Source organism: Prosthecobacter sp., assembly GCF_044222345.1.
Classification (GTDB): Bacteria; Verrucomicrobiota; Verrucomicrobiia; order Verrucomicrobiales; family Verrucomicrobiaceae; genus Prosthecobacter.
This window is the reverse complement of the sequence record NZ_JBGANL010000038.1, coordinates 1-17120: the sequence shown is the minus strand read 5'-3', so window position 1 is coordinate 17120 and position 17120 is coordinate 1. Positions and strand designations below refer to the sequence as shown.

Annotated in this window: 19 protein-coding genes; 5 read left to right on the top strand and 14 right to left on the bottom strand. The window is 59.1% G+C overall.

Features of this window, described 5'->3' with window-relative positions:
• Positions 1–21 precede the first annotated feature (21 nt).
• Together ACILSL_RS18830 and ACILSL_RS18825 are read right to left on the bottom strand one after the other, a co-directional pair.
• Positions 22–1293, bottom strand: coding sequence for an adenylosuccinate synthase (locus ACILSL_RS18830; RefSeq protein WP_395733604.1), 1272 nt, complete (start codon positions 1291–1293; stop codon positions 22–24).
• 144 nt (positions 1294–1437) lie between these two features.
• Positions 1438–1935, bottom strand: a complete 498-nt coding sequence (locus ACILSL_RS18825; protein WP_395733603.1) for an FHA domain-containing protein — start codon at positions 1933–1935, stop codon at positions 1438–1440.
• 120 nt (positions 1936–2055) lie between these two features.
• On the opposite strand from ACILSL_RS18825, the gene ACILSL_RS18820 reads away from it, so the two are divergent.
• From ACILSL_RS18820 to ACILSL_RS18810, 3 genes are read left to right on the top strand one after another with little or no spacing between them, the layout of a single operon-like run.
• Positions 2056–2502: a hypothetical protein gene (locus tag ACILSL_RS18820; RefSeq protein ID WP_395733602.1), complete on the top strand. Its 447-nt coding sequence runs from the start codon at positions 2056–2058 to the stop codon at positions 2500–2502.
• Between the two features lie 58 nt (positions 2503–2560).
• Positions 2561–3775 (top strand): acyltransferase family protein, encoded by a 1215-nt coding sequence (locus ACILSL_RS18815; RefSeq protein WP_395733601.1) that lies wholly within the window; start codon positions 2561–2563, stop codon positions 3773–3775.
• Positions 3772–4245 (top strand): hypothetical protein, encoded by a 474-nt coding sequence (locus ACILSL_RS18810; RefSeq protein WP_395733600.1) that lies wholly within the window; start codon positions 3772–3774, stop codon positions 4243–4245. Before ACILSL_RS18815 ends, ACILSL_RS18810 begins: the two co-directional genes overlap by 4 nt.
• Here ACILSL_RS18810 and ACILSL_RS18805 read toward each other — a convergent pair.
• Positions 4184–5455 carry a protoporphyrinogen/coproporphyrinogen oxidase gene (locus ACILSL_RS18805; RefSeq protein ID WP_395733599.1) on the bottom strand — a complete coding sequence of 424 codons (1272 nt, stop codon included), beginning with the start codon at positions 5453–5455 and terminating at the stop codon, positions 4184–4186. The two genes, ACILSL_RS18810 and ACILSL_RS18805, sit on opposite strands and share 62 nt — an antisense overlap.
• A gap of 79 nt (positions 5456–5534) precedes the next feature.
• On the opposite strand from ACILSL_RS18805, the gene rfbD reads away from it, so the two are divergent.
• Positions 5535–6419, top strand: coding sequence for a dTDP-4-dehydrorhamnose reductase (gene rfbD, locus ACILSL_RS18800; RefSeq protein ID WP_395733598.1), 885 nt, complete (start codon positions 5535–5537; stop codon positions 6417–6419).
• Positions 6416–7156 carry an RluA family pseudouridine synthase gene (locus ACILSL_RS18795; RefSeq protein ID WP_395733597.1) on the top strand — a complete coding sequence of 247 codons (741 nt, stop codon included), beginning with the start codon at positions 6416–6418 and terminating at the stop codon, positions 7154–7156. Before rfbD ends, ACILSL_RS18795 begins: the two co-directional genes overlap by 4 nt.
• Here the strand turns inward: ACILSL_RS18795 and cimA are convergent.
• The 11 genes from cimA to ACILSL_RS18740 form a co-directional block, all read right to left on the bottom strand.
• Positions 7153–8715: a citramalate synthase gene (gene cimA, locus ACILSL_RS18790; protein ID WP_395733596.1), complete on the bottom strand. Its 1563-nt coding sequence runs from the start codon at positions 8713–8715 to the stop codon at positions 7153–7155. The genes ACILSL_RS18795 and cimA overlap by 4 nt on opposite strands.
• A gap of 307 nt (positions 8716–9022) precedes the next feature.
• Positions 9023–9541: a hypothetical protein gene (locus ACILSL_RS18785; RefSeq protein ID WP_395733595.1), complete on the bottom strand. Its 519-nt coding sequence runs from the start codon at positions 9539–9541 to the stop codon at positions 9023–9025.
• A 45-nt stretch (positions 9542–9586) separates the two neighbouring features.
• Positions 9587–10231 carry an RNA polymerase sigma factor gene (locus tag ACILSL_RS18780; RefSeq protein WP_395733594.1) on the bottom strand — a complete coding sequence of 215 codons (645 nt, stop codon included), beginning with the start codon at positions 10229–10231 and terminating at the stop codon, positions 9587–9589.
• A gap of 64 nt (positions 10232–10295) precedes the next feature.
• The gene (locus tag ACILSL_RS18775) at positions 10296–10898 is read right to left on the bottom strand and encodes a hypothetical protein (protein WP_395733593.1); all 603 of its coding nucleotides are present in this window, start codon (positions 10896–10898) and stop codon (positions 10296–10298) included.
• 44 nt (positions 10899–10942) lie between these two features.
• Complete coding sequence (gene glp, locus ACILSL_RS18770; RefSeq protein ID WP_395733592.1) at positions 10943–12130, bottom strand: gephyrin-like molybdotransferase Glp; 1188 nt, start codon at positions 12128–12130, stop codon at positions 10943–10945.
• A complete protein-coding gene (locus tag ACILSL_RS18765; protein WP_395733591.1) occupies positions 12127–12717 on the bottom strand; it encodes a hypothetical protein in 591 nt (196 codons plus the stop codon). The genes glp and ACILSL_RS18765 overlap by 4 nt, the downstream gene beginning before the upstream one ends.
• A gap of 39 nt (positions 12718–12756) precedes the next feature.
• Positions 12757–13638, bottom strand: a complete 882-nt coding sequence (gene dapA, locus ACILSL_RS18760) for a 4-hydroxy-tetrahydrodipicolinate synthase (protein ID WP_395733590.1) — start codon at positions 13636–13638, stop codon at positions 12757–12759.
• 88 nt (positions 13639–13726) lie between these two features.
• On the bottom strand, positions 13727–14122 hold the full coding sequence (locus ACILSL_RS18755) for a four helix bundle protein (protein ID WP_395733589.1): 396 nt from the start codon (positions 14120–14122) through the stop codon (positions 13727–13729).
• Positions 14123–14179: 57 nt separating this feature from the next.
• Positions 14180–14992, bottom strand: a complete 813-nt coding sequence (gene dapF, locus ACILSL_RS18750; protein WP_395733588.1) for a diaminopimelate epimerase — start codon at positions 14990–14992, stop codon at positions 14180–14182.
• 51 nt (positions 14993–15043) lie between these two features.
• The gene (gene trpA / locus ACILSL_RS18745) at positions 15044–15856 is read right to left on the bottom strand and encodes a tryptophan synthase subunit alpha (RefSeq protein ID WP_395733587.1); all 813 of its coding nucleotides are present in this window, start codon (positions 15854–15856) and stop codon (positions 15044–15046) included.
• A 97-nt stretch (positions 15857–15953) separates the two neighbouring features.
• Positions 15954–16964, bottom strand: a complete 1011-nt coding sequence (locus tag ACILSL_RS18740) for a tetratricopeptide repeat protein (RefSeq protein WP_395733586.1) — start codon at positions 16962–16964, stop codon at positions 15954–15956.
• Positions 16965–17120: the final 156 nt, after the last annotated feature.

Sequence of the window (17120 nt, the reverse complement as noted above, 5' to 3'; positions counted from 1 at the left end):
GGCGTCAACTGGAATGTGACCTCAAGCGACGAGAGTCTGCTCGCGGTCCGGACCGATGCCGACGAGGCTGACGCGAGCTCCGGTCAGTTCTTCGAGGCGTTTGAGGTAGGCTTTGGCCAGCGGAGGGAGGTCGGCGAACTTCCTGATGCCGCTGAGGTCCTGCTTCCAGCCTTGGTGGGTTTCGTAAACAGGCACGCAGGCTGCCAGATCGGCGGCGGTGCTCGGCGGGTAGTGAATGGTTTTGCCGCGCAGGGTGTAGGCGGTGCAGATCTGGATGGTGTCGAGACCGTCCAGACCGTCGAGATTGGTGATCGCGAGTTCGTCCGCTCCATTGAGCATGACAGCGTAGCGCACGAGGACGGAGTCCAGCCAGCCACAGCGACGGGCGCGGCCCGTGGTGGCACCGAATTCACGGCCCATGTTGTGCAGCATGTCGCCAATGGCGTCGTTTTCAGTGACGAAGGGGCCGCTGCCGACGCGGGTGGTGTAGGCTTTGCCCACAGCGACGACCTTGTCGATCATGCGCGGAGGCACGCCCGAGCCGGTGCAGGCGCCGCCGGAGGTGGTGTTGGACGAAGTGACGAAGGGGTAGGTGCCGTGGTCGATGTCGAGGTAGGTGCCCTGGGCGCCTTCAAACAGCAGGTTCTTGCCAGCCTTGATCGCCTCATGGAGATACACGGTGGTGTTGGTGATGTGCGGGGCCAGAATTCTGGCCGCTTCGAGCATCTCCTTCACGGTTTCTTCGACGGGAACGAGTTCGACTCCGAGTTCCGCGAAGGTGGCGTTGTGACGGGCGAGGCGGTCACGGAGTTCCTCTTCGAAGATTTCCGGCTGCGTCATCAAGATGGTGCGCAGGCCATCGCGCTCGACTTTGTCAGCATACGCGGGGCCGATGCCGCGACCCGTGGTGCCGATTTTTTTGTCGCCACGCTTGGCCTCACGTGCCTTGTCCAGGCCGCGGTGGTAGGGCATGACCAAGTGGGCGGTTTCGCTGATGAGGAGATTTTCCGGGGTGATGGTGACACCCTGGCCGCGAAGTTTGGCCATTTCTGCGAGCAGACCGGTGGGGTCCATGACGACGCCGTTGCCGATGACACAAATTTTATCTTTCCAGAGAATGCCGGAGGGGATCAGGTGCAGGATGTACTTGGTGCCGTTACTGATGACGGTGTGGCCGGCGTTGTTGCCACCGGCGGCGCGGACGACGACGTCCGTGTTCTCAGTGAGGTAATCTACGATTTTACCTTTTCCTTCGTCGCCCCACTGGGCACCGACAATGATTGTATTAGACATGGATTCTTTTCTTGGGATGGCGGCATGGGGATGCCGCAAGGGGGTTGTTTTTCATGACGCGCAGACTGTACCATGGCAGCCGGAAGGGCCGCTGGAGTGCTCCGTGCGGGAGCCTGGTTCGCGAGCGCGTGGTATTTGACGGTCTCAGGCTCCCATTAGATTGGCGAAATAAATGGCGGCCCCGCAGGCCAGAATGCCAGCTACTCCCAGCAGCGTGACCAGAGCCCCGCCAGGATTTTTTTGTTTCACCTTCGGGCCAAAGCCTGTGCGCTGGCGGCCGTTGTAGGGGAGGCTGCCATAGCCACTGGATGGCGTGGACATCGTGGTCGTCTGAGCGGAATAGGCTTCTTCTTCGCCGTCGCCGAGGAAAACGCAGTTCACATTGCCGAGCTGAAACGCAGCGCCTGAGGCGAGATTGACGTTGTCCACTCGGGAGCCGCCCACTTTGGTGCCGTTGGTGGAGCCGAGGTCGGTGAACGTCCAGCTGCTGCCGTCAAAGGCGAACTCACCATGATGACTGGACACAGAATCGTCAGCGATGATGAGCTGGTTGTCATCAGCACGTCCCACGGACATGCGTTCGGCGTCGAGTTCGAGGGCACCAGAGGCACCGTCAGGAGTGGTGAATTGAATACGTGGCATAACGGCGCAGTTGTAGCAGGCCGGGGCAGGGGAGGCAAGAGGGATTCACGGCAGGTCGCTGCGAGCTTGCGCGGGCGGGCGTTCTTGCTAGGAAGGCTGGGAACCATCCCCGCCACCCTCGTGACCCAAATTTTTGAAATCCTCGGTAAATTCGACACTGAAAGCGACTGCCACAAGCTGCTCTACGCCCCGCATCCGCTGCCGCTGAAATACCGTGAGGGGCGCGTGTACAAGATCGAATTCGAGGGAGATGAGGCGGCGCTGAAGGCCTTTGTGGACAAGGTTTTGATCGATTCCATCAGCCAGGGGGCCCGCATCGGCGGCCAGCCTGCGTTTGAAAAAGCCGCCTTTGTGCTCGAATACGGCATGAAAGGCGCGGCTCTGGATCTGGAAAAAGAAATGATCCTCAACTATTACCGCAGCATCCAGAATCCAGGGTTTGAGATCAAAAAGCTCACCCTGCGGACCCGCATCTATGTCTTTGGAGAAGGTGCGGAGCCGGCTCAGTTCGTGCGTGACATTGTCAATCCGGCCATCCACACGCACGAGGTTCTCAAGGCTGCCTGAGCATAACCTTCACTGCTTTCGATAGCAGGCCTGCACGAGTGGCGTTTGTGGTTGCTCCATGAACCCGACCACTTCCAACCAACGTCTTCTGTCCCTCGATGCTTTTCGAGGGTTCATCATGCTGCTGATGGCCTCCGGGGGCTTTGGCATAGCGCAGATGGCGGCGGCGCATCCAGGCTTCGTCTGGGAGTTCATCAAACCGCAGTTCGCACATCAGGACTGGCAGGGCTGCTCCTTGTGGGATCTGATTCAGCCGAGTTTCATGTTCATGGTGGGCATGGCGGTGCCGTTTTCGTATGCGAAGAGGCGCGAGCATGGGCAGTCATTCTTTGGCATGGCCTGGCATGCGCTCTCACGCTCCATCCTGTTGGTGGCCCTGGGGGTGATGCTGGCCACGCGTTCAGGAGACAAGCACACGGTGTTTCTCTTTACCAATGTGCTGGCGCAGATCGGCCTCGGCTATTTCGTGCTCTTTCTCCTGTCACGCATGGGTTGGGAATACATCTTGTCCGGCATCATTCTGATCTTGGCGGGTTACACCTGGTTCTTCGTCAATCATCCACTGCCGACGGCGCAGGAGCTCGCCGCCATCGCGGGCATGAAGGACTCGGCGCATGGGATCCTGCCAGGTTTTGCCGGGCATTGGAACATCCACACCAATGCTGCTGCTGCCTTTGACCGTTGGTGGCTCAATCTGTTGCCACAGGCGCAGCCATACCAATACACGAATGGGGGCTATCAAACGCTCAACTTCGTCCCTGCACTCGCCACGATGCTCGGTGGTGCGCTCACAGGTGGCTTCCTGATGAACAGCCGGAAAACGGACAAGGGCAGGTGTGCCACGCTGCTGATCACAGGCATCCTGCTGGTGGTGGCAGGCACTGCGCTTGATTTCAAAATTCTGCCCGTGGTGGGTGCGCAGCTCGATCAGTACACACTGCTGCCAGTGGTGAAGCGCATCTGGACGCCCTCCTGGGCCATACTGAGCGGTGGCTGGGTGCTCATCCTGCTTTCGATCTTTTACTGGCTGGTGGAGGTCCTGGGCATGCGGCGGCTGGTTTTCCCGCTGGTGGTCGTGGGCATGAACAGCATCGTGATTTATCTGCTGCACAGCCTTTGTGCGGGGTGGATCACCGAGAACCTGCACAAGCACCTGCCGGAGACAGCTTTCCCGGCGTATTGGACACCCGTCATCGAGCGTTGCGGAGTGCTGTTTGTGCTTTGGCTGATCTGCTTCTGGCTGTATAGACAGAAGGCTTTTATCAAACTGTGATCCCTCGATTTTTCCTCCTCGCTGCTCTCGCCTGTCTCGTCGCCTGCCAGAACAAGCCAGACGCACCCCTGCCTGAATCCAACTCAGAAGAGGATGATCGGTATCACAAAGCCGGGCTCATCACGCTGCCGGACCTGCAACACGCCAGCGCCTGGGAGAAACTCATTCACGTGGACATGGGGGTGCCTGCGAGCAAGATCGAAGTGCAGGCTGGGCCGGGCTTCACCACTGTGACTATTCGAGACCTCAAAAACCGGGCGGATGTCGAGGGCGTGGCGCAGGAATTGCGTGCGATTGCTGAAAAAAAGCCCGAGAAGTTTGGCGTGACGAAAGTGGAGGTGCGGCTCAACAACGCCGCTGCCACGATCAACCCATTTGTGCTGCCCACGCAGTCGGCGCCGGCCACGCCTAATCCAGGGTCGGTTCTCCCAACGCTTTCATTACCGCCGTTCCGCACCGACGGCCGCTGAGAAGTGCGCCGTTGATGGAGACCTGCTCACACCAGTCGCCACAGCGATAGAGGCCGGGCTGGATCACACTGGCCAGCGGGTTGTCACCGAGGCGCAGCTGCCTGCTCTCCGGTTGCGCATGACGAATCTGGTAGGTGCGCAGATGCCGCCATTTGGAGACAACGGCCTCCCCGAACCAGCTGCGCATTTGCTCGCGTACGACCTGTTCCAGTTCTGTGCTTGATGGAGCGCCAATGATGGAGGCGGAGATAAGGTGCTGTCCCCGGGGCGCATAGTGCGGTGAGACTCGTGAGAGCGCGAGGATGCTGTTGACCGGGCCGCGGCCATCTCCATCCAGATGCAGAACGGCATCGCCGGGCGGCAGATCATCCGTGGCGAAATACATGCAGGTGGTGGAGCGGCTGGGAAGGAGTGGGGAGTTTTCCGCAGGAGGTAACAGCCGATGAGCCACTTCTTCACTGACCGCTACGATGACATGGTCTGCGTGCAGCACTTCACCGGTGTCCAGAGTGACCTCCCCGGGGCGCACGGCAGACACTGGAGAATTCAGCCGCAGGCTTCCCGGGGGCAGCGCCAGGGCGATCTGATCAGGGATCGCCTGCATGCCGCGTGCTGGCACCGCACTGCCCGCGCGGTCAAACATGGCGAACAAAAATAACATCATGCGTGCGCTGGTGCGCAGATCCTTCTCCAGAAAGACCCCGCCAAAAAACGGGCGGAAAAAGCGGTCGATCATGTTTTCAGAGAAGCCAAAGTCGCGCAAATAGTCCTCTGTTTCCATTTCAGGGAGCTCACGTGGAGGTTCGCGCAGGCCGAAAACTTCCTTGCGCAATAGCAGCGAGGTCCATTTGTCACGCAGGGAGACAATGGAGTCATTGAAGTTTTTCAGTGCGTCGAGCGGATGCGCCAGAGGGTCCGCCAGGCGGTGGAAACGATTCTTGACGAAGATATTTGCGCCACGGTAGATTGGTCGCAGGTCGAGAGCCTCATAGTCCAGCACCTGCCTGGCCTCAGGGTAGGCAGGCAGGAAGATCTGGAAGCCGCGATCAAGCTGGAAGCCATCCACCACATCCGTGCGCACCCGGCCACCCACGGCGTTGGAGGCCTCCAAAAGGGTGAACGGGCGACCTGCCGCCGCCAGCACACGGGCACAGGCCAGCCCCGCAAGGCCGGCGCCGATGATTACAATTTTGGGCTGTGCTTCACTCATTCATCCTTAATCAGTCCTGCACTCACCTTGAACATACCTTTTGGCTTTGCAAGCACGGGAGGCATGGCAAGCATGGGGCATGCCAGCCCCTCGTATCCTCATTCTCGGCGCCCACGGTGGCTTAGGGCGTGCCTTGGGCCGCCACTTTGCAGCCCATTTTGAAACCCTGTCATGGGGGCGCGCTGAGCTGGATTTTGAGCGGCCAGAGACCATCGCGGCGGCGCTGGCATCCCAGAAATTCGATGTGCTGCTCAATGCCGCAGGCATGACCAGCCCGGATGTTTGTGAGGCGGAGCCGGAGCGCGCATTCCTGGTCAATGCGGTGGCCCCCCGGATTCTTGCTGAATGCTGTGAGCAACGTGGCGCACGCATGATCCATTTCAGCACCGATTACGTGTTCAGCGGGGTGGATCGTGACCTGTGGTTCGAAGCAGACGAGACAGTCCCGGCAAACATTTATGGCCGCACCAAGCGTGCCGGAGAGCAGGCAGTGCTCAAGGCATCTCCCGGCGCTCTTGTGGCACGCGTCTCGTGGTTGTTTGGTCCTCACAAACCGAGCCATCCTGACAGCATCATTCAGCGTGCGCTGCAGACGGACGACCTGAGTGCCGTGGCAGATAAAATTTCAGTGCCAACGAGCAATGCTGACATCTGCGGCTGGATCGAACAATTGATAGTCCGGCATCCGACAGCCAGTGGCGTGCTGCATCTGTGCAACAGCGGCGTTGCTTCATGGCATTCCTGGGCTGAGGCTGCGCTAGCGATCGCCGCCCGGCTGGAGGTGCCGGTCAAAACCACAACCGTTAAGCCCATCAATCTGGCCAGCCTGACGCAGCTCAAGGCTCCACGCCCACTGATGACCGTGATGAGCAATGCGAAACTGCAAGGCCTGCTGGCCGGTGAGATTCGCAACTGGTTCGATGCGCTGGAAGAGTATTTGGTGCAGAAGTATCAGCCCCAATGACTCCCGCCTCCGACATGACCCGCTGCGACATTCTTCATGAGGATCGTTTCCTCATTGTGGTGAACAAGCCACATGGCGTGCTCTCGCATCCGAACCCGAAGGCAGGCAAGCCGCAGATGGCGGCGTTTGAAGGCAGTTATGATCATGACCGGCGCTGTTTTAAAACGGCGGCTGGAATGGTGTGGCTGCTGCATCGTCTCGATCAGGACACCTCGGGTGTTTTGCTGGGGGCCAAGGATGAAAAAACAGCCGCTGCATGCCGTGCAGCTTTTGAAGCGGAACTGGTGCGCAAAAAATACCTCGCCCTATGCAGCGGCAGTGCGGCCAAGCCTGAGGGCGTGTGGCTGGATCACCTCATCACAGCGCATGCCAAACACCAGGTGCGCACCACGGTGCGCCATGGTGCGCGTCCGAATGCGGAGGCGAAATACCGGGTGCTGGAGGCGAATGCGCTCAACCGCGTGGTCCTGCTTGAAGTCGAGCTGATCACCGGCAAGACGCATCAGATCCGCGTGCAGGCGGCTTCACGGCAGCTTCCGCTGGTGGGGGATGATGTGTACGGCTCCTTTGATCTGAACCGAAAATTGCGCAAAACCATTCTGGCCAAACGGCTCTTCCTGCATGCGCATGAGCTGAGCCTGAAGCACCCCGCTTCAGGCCAGCAGCTCAGTGTCAAAGCGCCGCTGCCGCCAGATTTGCTGGCGGTGCTGGCAGCGGCGGGAATGAAGGCTGTTTAGGCGCGCTTGAGCAGGAAGTACTCGATGCCATCGACGAGCGCCTTCCAGCTTGCGTCGATGATGTTGCAGCTCACGCCGACGGTGCCCCAGGTGGCGTTGCCATCGGTGCTGGTGATGAGCACACGGGTCTTGGCCGCCGTGCCCGTGCCGCCGTCGATGATGCGCACCTTGTAGTCTGCCAGGCGCATGTCTTTGAGCGCCGGGAAGAAGGGCAGGAGGGCTTTGCGGAGTGCGTTGTCGAGCGCATTCACCGGGCCGTCGCCTTCATCCACAGTGTAAACTCGGCTGTCGCCGACTTCGAGTTTGATGGTGGCTTCACAGGTTTCAAAGCCATGCTCGCCGCCGTGGAAGCGGTGCGTGGAGTGGTATTCGATCAGATTGAACACCGGCTGATGCTGGCCTAGCTGCTTGCGGATGAGCATCTCGAAGGATGCCTCGGCGGCTTCGAACTCGTAGCCTTCGCTTTCGAGGCGCTTCACTTCGGTGAGGATGGTCTGCACCCGGGCATCGCCCTTGACGAATTTGAAGCCCATGCCCTCGGCCTTCACGAGAACATTGGACTGACCGGACATGTCCGAGATGCTGATGACGCGCTGATTGCCGACGAGCGTGGGGTCCACGTGTTCGTAGGTGCGGGCCAGCTTTTGCACGGCATGCACATGCAGACCTCCTTTGTGTGTGAACGCAGCCACGCCCACATAGGGAGCGCGGATGTCATGCGGCACGTTGGCGAGTTCGTCCACGAAGTGCGCCAGATCGCGCAGGTGGGTCAGGTCGAGACCGAGCGGGATGCCCATCTTGATCTGAAGATTGGGCATGATCGTGGTGAGGTTGCAGTTCCCCACGCGCTCGCCGTAGCCATTGATGGTGCCCTGCACCTGGCAGGCACCGGCGCGCACAGCTGCGAGGGCGTTGGCCACGCCGACTCCGCCGTCATTGTGCGTGTGGATGCCGACCGGACGTCCCAGATGGGCGATGACTTTGCGCGTCGTTTCTTCGACAAACTCAGGCAGCGCGCCGCCATTGGTTTCACAGAGCACGATGAGATCTGCTCCGGCATCCTGGGCAGCCTTGATGGTTTTGAGCGAGTACTCTGGGTTCTCTTTGAAGCTGTCGAAGAAATGCTCCGCATCATAGAGCACTTCGCGGCCATGCTTTTTCAAGTAGGCCACCGTGTCGGAGATCATGGCGAGGTTCTCTTCCAGGGTGACCTGGAAAACTTCGGTCACATGCAGCGCCCAGGTCTTGCCCACCACGGTGACGGCCGGCGTTTTAGCATCGAGCAGCATCTTGACCTGCGGATCATCTTCGACCTTCATCTTGCCGCGGCGGGTCATGCCGAAGGCGGTGATCTTTGCCGTCTTCCAGGAGCGCTTGGCGGCCTCTTCGAAAAAGGCGGCATCTTTGGGGTTGGAGCCGGGCCAGCCGCCTTCGATGTAGTGCACACCGAATTCATCGAGCTTTTCCGCGACGCGGATCTTGTCGAGGGTGCTGAAGGAGATGCCGGTGCCCTGCGTGCCGTCACGCAAGGTGGTGTCATAGATGGTAACTGGAGACATGTGGGAAGGGGAAATGAAGAGATGGAAGGTGGGTGCAACGAGAAAACAGGCCGGACTGGCGGTTGCCATGGATTCCGGGACGCCGGATGCCGGGGGCGCTTTAAGCGCAGGCATGCATGACAACGGACTCTCCCGGCGGCGTCAGGCGCGGATGAGTCCGAAACTAATTCGGGTGGTTAGGCGAATGTCAGGGCGGTTTCCCATGAGCAGCATGAGGATTACGCCGGGGTAGCCCTGCTGGCAAAGGGAAGTTTTCGCCTGCCAGGGAGCCTTTGGCCACCTGGGGCCTGCAGGTGCGGGAGGGGGCTTATTTGCCCAGCATGCCCTCGAGACCTGACTGGATGGCAGGTGTGGCGTTGCGCAGTGAAGGCTGCGCCCAGCCATTCGCAGGCAATACATTGCCTTCGAGAGCGGGGCGTACCTCAAGATGTCTGCGAATCAGCATGTCGGCCATGGTGGCATCATCATGCTGCGCCATACGTGCCAGAGGAAGGTCGCTCAGGTCCAGTTTGGGAATGAAGGGCTTTTCAGGAACGACTGGGGCTGCGGTGAGTTCTGCACCGGGCTTTTCAGAAGGATGTGAAAGCAGCCAGAGGCTCATGGCGCCAACGGAGACGGCCGCCGTCACGATGCCCCATTTGGGCACCAGAAGGTTGCTCCACCAGGTGGAGACACGCTCCCAGAACAATTCCAAGGACGACTGCTGCAGCATTTCAGCCCGCTGCCTCTGATGAAACTGATGGAGAAACTTTTCGGTGAACCCTTCCTCAGGCTGTTCGAACCGCTTCAATCGAATCAACCGCTGGATGTCTTCAAACTCACTCATGGCGTGCTGTGGATTGTTGTTTCTTCAAAGGTTCTGGGGGCGTATTTATTTCACGAAGTCTTCAAGATAAGTCTGGAGCAGGCGATGTGCGTAAAACAATCGTGATCTGACGGTCCCTTCCGAGACTCCAAGTATCTTGCTGATTTCGGCATGCTGGAGACCTTGGACATCGTACAAGGTCACCACTGCACGATGGTCTTCGGACAGCTTCATCATGGCTGCGTTCAACCTTTTTTGCAGTTCGTGGATGTTTACCTCGCGCAGCGTGCCCGTGTTGGCGGTGGTGACGCGGATGAAATCGGGATCGTTTTCAATGCCCGTATCTACATCGTCAAGACTGACTTTGTGATGCCTTCCGCGCTTCTTAAGAAAGTTCAAAGTCATGTTCACCGCGATGGAATAGATCCATGTGTAAAATGAAGACTTGCCCATGAAGCGCTTGATGGAGCGGTAGGCTTTGGCGAAGACATCCTGCAGCAAGTCGGCGGTGTCCTCGCGGTTCGAGGTCATGTTATAAATCAAGCCATAGAGCTTGGGCGTGTATTTACGAACGAGGTCATCAAAGGCACGCGTGTCACCCGCTTGAGCTTTATCCACCAGGATGCGATCCTCCGCAGAGCTGCTGTTGGGAGCTGGCTGGTTCAGCGAAGCGATGGGGGTCGCTGCGGCGCTGAGTGATGATTCTTCCATTAAAGTAAGAGAAACACTCGTTGACTCAAGAGACAAGCATTTCTTATGGACCCACCAATATCAATTATTTTTGAACGCTCCAAAGGTGGTCCACGCAAATTTGTGACCACGTTTCAAGCTGGTCGCGCATGGCATGCAGCTCCGCCAAAGTGTGAAAGCGCAGGTCCTGGATGGCGTCTTCGTTGGACTGCACATCGTCGCTGCTGAGGTCAAAGAAATGCACGACTCCGAGGTGCACGCTGCCGACTTCCGTCGCGTCGTCATTGATCAGGCCGATGACTTTCTGCGTGTGTGTGCCGCCGATCACCAGTTCCTCGGCCATCTCACGTTCGACGCCGTTGTAGTACATCGTTTCGCCAAGACCATCCTGCGCTGCATCCACTGGATTGATGTGGCCGCCGATGCCGATGGAGCGCTTGGCCACGAGACGCTTTTCTCCCGAGCTGCCGCCGCGGGTGTAGCTCAGATAGCGGCCTTCGTGATGAAAGATGGCATAAGGGATGAGTTGCTTGTGCGAGGGGTCTTTTTCAGCCGCAGGGCGCTCCATGAAGTGATTGGCTCCCGGCGCCAGCATCGCGTGCAAATAGCGCGAGGCATCGGCTTGGAAACCTTGAAAACTGCCGAGTTGATCGAAAAGCTGACGGGTGATGACGAGAACGTGTTCCATGGGTAGTCGTGCAGAATGGATGGCCGCGCAGGGTGCGCAACCACTCAATCCAGCAACCACACATCAGCGGCATCTCCCGCCTGTAAATTTTGGCCGGCCTCCAGACGCAGCAGAGCATTCGAACGACTCAGGGACAGCAGGGCATGGCTCTGCTGGAGGCCGAAGGGCATGAACTGACCGTGGGTGAGTGTCCCCCGCAGATAGTGGGGCCGGTCACCAGGGTTCGAGAGCGCAGTCCCGGTGGTGGCGGGAATCAGACGTGGCTTGAGATGGGAATCCGCAGCGCCCATCATTTTCAGCAAAGCCGGCCGCACAAACAGCAGGTAGGTCACGAAGGAAGACACCGGATTTCCCGGCAGGCCAAAGACGAAGGATTGCTCCGAGCGCGCAAACAGAAACGGTTTGCCGGGCTTCACCTTCACGCGCCAGAGATCGGGCTCGATGCCGAGCGCTTTGAGCGCGGGTTTGATCTGATCATGATCGCCGACGGAAACACCACCGCTGATCAGCACCACATCATGGGCCTGCATCAGCTCTCGCAGAGTCTCGGTGGTGCTGTGCAGATCATCACGGCAGTGGGCCTGGGTGCTGGTGCGGATGCCCAGCTGGGCCAGCATGCCGCGCAGCATGAGGCCGTTGGTGTTGTAAATCTGACCGGCCTGCAGCGGGCCGGAGCCGGGTGCCACCAGTTCATCGCCCGTGCTCAGCACCGCCACACGCGGCAGAGCATGCACGGAGATTTGATCGAGCCCCTGAGAGGCCAGCAAGGCCATGCGTCCGGGGGGGATCTGCTCTCCCGCACGCAGCACAAACTGGCCCTGGCACAGCTCCTCTCCGGCGCGGCGGATGTTTTCTCCAGGGCTGACGGGATCGGTGCAGACGATGGCATCTCCATCACGCCGCACGTCTTCCTGCATGATCACCGCATCGGCTCCGGCGGGAATGGGCGCACCGGTGAAAATGCGAATGGCGCAGCCGGTTTGGAGACGTAGTCCGTCATCCAGTCCGGCGGCCTGTTCGCCCATCACCCGCAGCGGCTGCGTGGTCGCGCTCTCGGCGGCGACGATGGCGTAGCCATCCATCGCGGATTGATCAAAGGCGGGAATCGGCACCGTGGCCGTCGCATCCTGCGCGGCATAACGATCCAGTGCATTCAGCAATGTCGCTTGTTCGGCCGGCAGCGGCGTCACTGACGCCAGCACACGTGCGAGTGCCTCGCTTTCGGAGATCATCGGATCACAGGTGGCAGTTTGCTCAGATCCGCAGCAGGCTCTTCTTTTTTGACTGGGGCAGGGGCTGCGGGTGTCGGCTGCGGTGGCAGCGGAGCCGGGGAAGGGACGAAGGTGGGTTGCACCGGAGTCATCGGTTGAAAGGGGGCATCCAGCGGTGGGATCACATCGGCCTTCATCACCGGAGTCATGGGAACGACAACACCCGTTGCGGTGGTTGTCGTGGGTGGGGGAGGTTCATCACGCTTGACCTGATAGACCACCAGATCACGTACCACCGGCGTGCCTTCCGTGATGTCCGCCGTGATGTAGTTGCCTTTGCGTTCAGGGGTCACTTTGAGCTTCGCATCCGTGCCGTTGATGCCCTGGGAGATGATCTCGGTCCCCACCGGGATGTCCACCCGATGCTCGCAATTGATGAGCACGTAGTTCTGCTCCGGATTCACCAGCTCGATCACTCCAATCACCTTGGCCTCGCCGACACGCTTGTCCTCACTCGATTTCTTCGAGGACGCGAACTTGTTGGCAAAGTAGGTGCAACTGGACAACCCCAGCAGCAAAGGGAGGCATAGGTAGAGCAGAAACTTCATGCCCTATTGATGCCGCATCGGTGGCTGGCTGTCCAGCCCCTAGGCAATGATCCCCAGCTTCTTCAGCGTGGCGCTCAGTTCCGCAACTTTCTCGGGCTCCATGCCGGTCATCGGCAGGCGCAGCTCGTCGGTGCAGTGACCGGCCAGTGCCATCGCGGTCTTGATCGGGATGGGGTTCGTCGAGAGTTTCAGGAAGGCGGCGAAAAGCGGGTAGTACTTCGTGTGGATCTTCAGCGCGGAGACGTAGTCGCCTTTCAGGGCCAGCTGCACCATTTCGCTGATCTGCTTTGGAATAATATTTCCTGCCACGCTCACAATGCCGACGCCGCCGACGGACATGAAGGGCAGGGTGAGGCCGTCGTCGCCGGACATAATCTCAAAGTCCGCCGGAAGGATCTGCTTCATCTGGCTGACGCGCTCAGGGTTGCCGCCGGCTTCCTTGATGGAGCGGATGTTCGGGCAGTTTTCCGCGAGGCGCACAAGGACATCCAGACCGATCTCGATGCCGCAGCGTCCGGGGATGCTGTAAAGCATGAGGGGCAGCTTGGTGTTGTCGGCGATGGCTTTGAAATGCTGGTACAGGCCTTCGGGGGTGGGCTTGTTATAATAAGGCGCGACCTGCAGGGATGCGGTGGCACCTGCCGCTTCGGCTTCCTGAGTGAGCTCGATGGCCTCCCGGGTGGAGTTTGATCCGGTGCCTGCCATGACGACGCCTCGGCCCTTGGAAAACTCGACGGTCAGCTTCACCACGCGGCTGTGCTCTTCGTGATCCAGCGTGGGGGACTCCCCGGTGGTGCCGCAGGGGACAACGCCTGTCACACCGTTGTCGAACTGGAAGTCGATGATCGATTTGAGCGCGGCTTCATCGACTTGGCCGTTGCGAAAAGGGGTGACGATAGCGGTGTGGGTTCCTGCGAACATGGGGGCGGTAGGTGGAAAGGGCGGGATTTGTCGGACTGAAAACTGAGAAATGAAAACTGAAAATTGGAAATTGTACTGACCGTTGGCGTCAACGGATCTTTTTGGCGGGGGCGTTGGCTTTGGCTGTCACGATGGATTTTCCGACAATGTTCATCAGCTCAGAGCATTCCTCGATCAGCGGATTGAGGCGGCTCTTCTTCATGGTGGCTGTCTTGACCGAAAGCTTTAGCCAGATGCGTGTCTCCCGCAGTTCTTTGAGCACTATGCCAAGCTTGTGAGTGAAATCATTCCGGCTTTCCGCGGCACAGGCCTCTGCATAATTCGGTGCAGGCGAAGTTCCGCAGCGAATCATCTGCCCGGAGATATGTCTGCCGGTTTTGGTGTCCGGCAGTGCTTCAACTAAGGCACAAATCCGCGCCGCAAAATCTAGGAACCGATCCTCCATCTCCTCCGCCAATGCCAAAGACGACTTCTCAGCGCTCATGCAATTTTCAGTTCCCAGTTTTCAGTTCTCAATTTTCAGTCTCCGGAAAGCTCCCGATCAAATCGAGACGCTCCCCGTAAACACAAAGTCAGCCGGACCAAAGAGGGTCACATTGGTGTACTCGCTCTTGTCCGGCTCTTCGAAGCCGACTTTGAGGGTGTCGCCGCCTTTGACGAGGACGCTGATCGGGCTGGGCTCGCCGGTGAGTTCGTGGTAAATCAAGGCGCAGGCCACCATGCCGGTGCCGCAGGCCAGGGTTTCGTCCTCCACACCGCGCTCGTAAGTGCGGATGGCGATGCTGCCGGGAGCGAGCACTTTGGCGAAGTTCGCATTGGTGCCTTTCGGCTTGAAGGCTTCGTGGTAGCGCAGGGAAGCACCCCATTCGCGCACAGGCACCACTTCCAGATCATCCACCATCACCACGGCATGCGGCACGCCGGTGTTTACGCTGTGCACGGTGAGCCCGGCCCCGGCCACTTCGAGGTGCTGGGAGAGGTTGAGATTGTGCGGTGCGCTCATGTTGATGCGCACATGGCCGCCTTCGAACTCGGCGGAGATGATGCCGGCGAGGGTCTCAAAGCGGATCTTGGTGAGCGTGTCGCCATGCAGATGATTCACAAAGCGGCCAAAGCAGCGCGCGCCGTTGCCGCACATCTCGGCCTCGCCGCCGTCGGCGTTGTAGTAGCGCATCTTGAAGTCGCCGTCCGCCGTGGCGGGTTCCACACACAGCAGGCCATCCGCGCCGATGCCGCGATGGCGGTCGCACAGCTTTTCGATCTGCTCTTTGGTCAGCGCGATGGAGAGGTCGCGATTGTCTAGCATGACGAAGTCATTGCCGGCGCCGTTCATTTTGGTGAAGTTGAGAGTCATGGCGGGGAAGGGGGGGCTGGGATTGTTCAGGGAGTCAAGGCGGTCAGAAGGTCACAGGGCGTGCACGGCATCGACGAGAGGCTTGACAAAAGCCTCCACTTTGGCGGCGCAGTCGGGGCTGCTGCCGTTCTGCTCAATGAGTTTTACGATGGCGCTGCCCACCACGACGCCATCGGCTTTGCTGGCGATCTCGGCGGCCTGGGCGGGATTGGACACGCCAAAGCCCACGCACACGGGAACGTCGGTGGCTGCTTGGATGATGGCCACCTGCTCGGCGATGCCTGAAGCGACTTCCACCTGCGCGCCTGTCACGCCGAGGCGGCTGACGTAATAAACAAAGCCTTCAGCGCTTTTCGCGATGCTGGTGATGCGTTCGGTCGAGGATGTCGGGGCGATGAGCTGGATGTGGCGCAGCTCTGGCGTGGGCTTCAGCTCGGTGTTTTGTGCGGCCTCATCCGGCGGGAGGTCGAGCACGAGGATGCCATCGGCACCGGCTGCGGCGGCGTCGATGTGGAAGCGCTCGTAGCCGTAGGCATAGACGGGGTTCAGGTAAGTGAAGAGCACCAGAGGGATCTGGGATTTCGTGCGGAGCTGGCGGATCATCTCCAGCACCTTCGGCGTGGAGGCCCCGGCCTTCAGCGCGCGGTCTGCCGCCATCTGGTTCACCACCCCGTCCGCCAGCGGATCGGAAAAGGGCACGCCCAGCTCCACCACATCCGCTCCGGCGCGCTCCAGCCCCAGAACGATGTCAATGGTGGCCTCAAGCGTTGGATCTCCGGCGCAGACATAGGCGACGAAGGCCTTCTTCTTCTGGGCACGAAGCTGGGCAAAACGGGCATCAAGACGGTTGGCTGGAGCAGACATGGGGCGGGGTGTTTAGCATGCATTCCCCCCGCTGTCGAATGGCGGAATGGCCCCAAGATTCCAAAAAATAGCACTCTTCTATGAGTCGCTTTCGTCGTCAGTGGGCCGCAAGATACTTCTTTTGGAACTCGGCGCTCGCGTCCTTTCCTGCGGCGATCCAGTCCATTTCGTCTTCTCGAATTGTCTGGAAGTAGGAGTTGCCCTCCTTGAGTCCGAAATGCAGCTGTCTTTGCACTAAATCCATGCTGAAGTCAGGGGTAAACCGGCCTGCCATCTTACATTTGGCCAGCAGGGCTTGCTTCTTTTCATCATCAGCCGACTCCTGAGCCGCCTTCATGTAGCAAATCGAGGCAAGCTGCGCAGCATTTTTTTCCTGGTCTCCGGAGAGAAGGAGGTCTCCCATGGCTTCCTGCAGCAGCGGGTTGTCAAAGTCAGCAAACCGCATCATGCCCGCGACTCCACGGATGGCGGCCAGAGCATTTTCCGGGGAAAGCGTGGTTTCGGCGTCGGAAGAAGATGAAATCATGTCAGCTTCTTTGCTGGCCACGAACTGAGCAAAGCCCATCAACATACTGTGAGGTGATAATCTTCGTTTGGGCGGGCTGGCGTTCTCTTCGTGGGGCTTGTTTCTTTCGATCAGCCATTCGACCAGCCACTTTTGATATTTCTCCCGGCCAAAGTGGGCGTTGGGATTGATGGCGAGCGCCTTGCCAATCCATTTGACGGCTTCTTCGAGCTCGCCGGTGTAGATGTAAAAGGTGCCCAGGTTTGAATAGGTTTCATAAACACCGGGTCGGAGCTTTTCCTTGGCCAGCATGGTGGCGATGGCGGCCTTGTGATCACCGAGTTTGTGCTGCGCTACAGCCAGATCATCGTAAAGGGCAAAAAGCGCCGGGTTTTTGGCCAGTTGTTGTTCACTGGTTTTCCGACGCCACTCATAAAACTCCTGCGAATGGCGCGGAAAAGCTCCGGTGATGAGCTGAGAGATGCCAGGGAAACGAGCACTTTCAGCCGCCAGTGTGTCACTGTCCCAAAGGCAGGCTTTTGCTGCGACTGCTGAAAAAGCCAGCGCTGCTGCGGCCAGCAATAGTCGGGCGCGCACATTCATGTGCTGTTTTTATGTTGGCAGGTTGGCGTCAGTCAATAGTATTAAATCGGAATCTTATCCTTTCCCTCCATGCCCATCACCAACGAACAACTGAAAGATTATCCGTTTCTCGAACTCATGTATGATGACGAGTACTTTCCCAATGCCCTCGTGGAC

Excerpts from the sequence above, each read along its gene's own strand:
- ACILSL_RS18830 (WP_395733604.1), bottom strand. The coding sequence starts at position 1,293 with ATGTCTAATACAATCATTGTCGGTGCCCAGTGGGGCGACGAAGGAAAA.
- ACILSL_RS18825 (WP_395733603.1), bottom strand. The coding sequence starts at position 1,935 with ATGCCACGTATTCAATTCACCACTCCTGACGGTGCCTCTGGTGCCCTC.
- ACILSL_RS18815 (WP_395733601.1), top strand. The coding sequence starts at position 2,561 with ATGAACCCGACCACTTCCAACCAACGTCTTCTGTCCCTCGATGCTTTT.
- ACILSL_RS18805 (WP_395733599.1), bottom strand. The coding sequence starts at position 5,455 with ATGAGTGAAGCACAGCCCAAAATTGTAATCATCGGCGCCGGCCTTGCG.
- rfbD (WP_395733598.1), top strand. The coding sequence starts at position 5,535 with ATGCCAGCCCCTCGTATCCTCATTCTCGGCGCCCACGGTGGCTTAGGG.
- ACILSL_RS18795 (WP_395733597.1), top strand. The coding sequence starts at position 6,416 with ATGACTCCCGCCTCCGACATGACCCGCTGCGACATTCTTCATGAGGAT.
- cimA (WP_395733596.1), bottom strand. The coding sequence starts at position 8,715 with ATGTCTCCAGTTACCATCTATGACACCACCTTGCGTGACGGCACGCAG.
- ACILSL_RS18785 (WP_395733595.1), bottom strand. The coding sequence starts at position 9,541 with ATGAGTGAGTTTGAAGACATCCAGCGGTTGATTCGATTGAAGCGGTTC.
- ACILSL_RS18780 (WP_395733594.1), bottom strand. The coding sequence starts at position 10,231 with ATGGAAGAATCATCACTCAGCGCCGCAGCGACCCCCATCGCTTCGCTG.
- ACILSL_RS18775 (WP_395733593.1), bottom strand. The coding sequence starts at position 10,898 with ATGGAACACGTTCTCGTCATCACCCGTCAGCTTTTCGATCAACTCGGC.
- glp (WP_395733592.1), bottom strand. The coding sequence starts at position 12,130 with ATGATCTCCGAAAGCGAGGCACTCGCACGTGTGCTGGCGTCAGTGACG.
- ACILSL_RS18765 (WP_395733591.1), bottom strand. The coding sequence starts at position 12,717 with ATGAAGTTTCTGCTCTACCTATGCCTCCCTTTGCTGCTGGGGTTGTCC.
- dapA (WP_395733590.1), bottom strand. The coding sequence starts at position 13,638 with ATGTTCGCAGGAACCCACACCGCTATCGTCACCCCTTTTCGCAACGGC.
- ACILSL_RS18755 (WP_395733589.1), bottom strand. The coding sequence starts at position 14,122 with ATGAGCGCTGAGAAGTCGTCTTTGGCATTGGCGGAGGAGATGGAGGAT.
- dapF (WP_395733588.1), bottom strand. The coding sequence starts at position 14,992 with ATGACTCTCAACTTCACCAAAATGAACGGCGCCGGCAATGACTTCGTC.
- trpA (WP_395733587.1), bottom strand. The coding sequence starts at position 15,856 with ATGTCTGCTCCAGCCAACCGTCTTGATGCCCGTTTTGCCCAGCTTCGT.
- ACILSL_RS18740 (WP_395733586.1), bottom strand. The coding sequence starts at position 16,964 with ATGAATGTGCGCGCCCGACTATTGCTGGCCGCAGCAGCGCTGGCTTTT.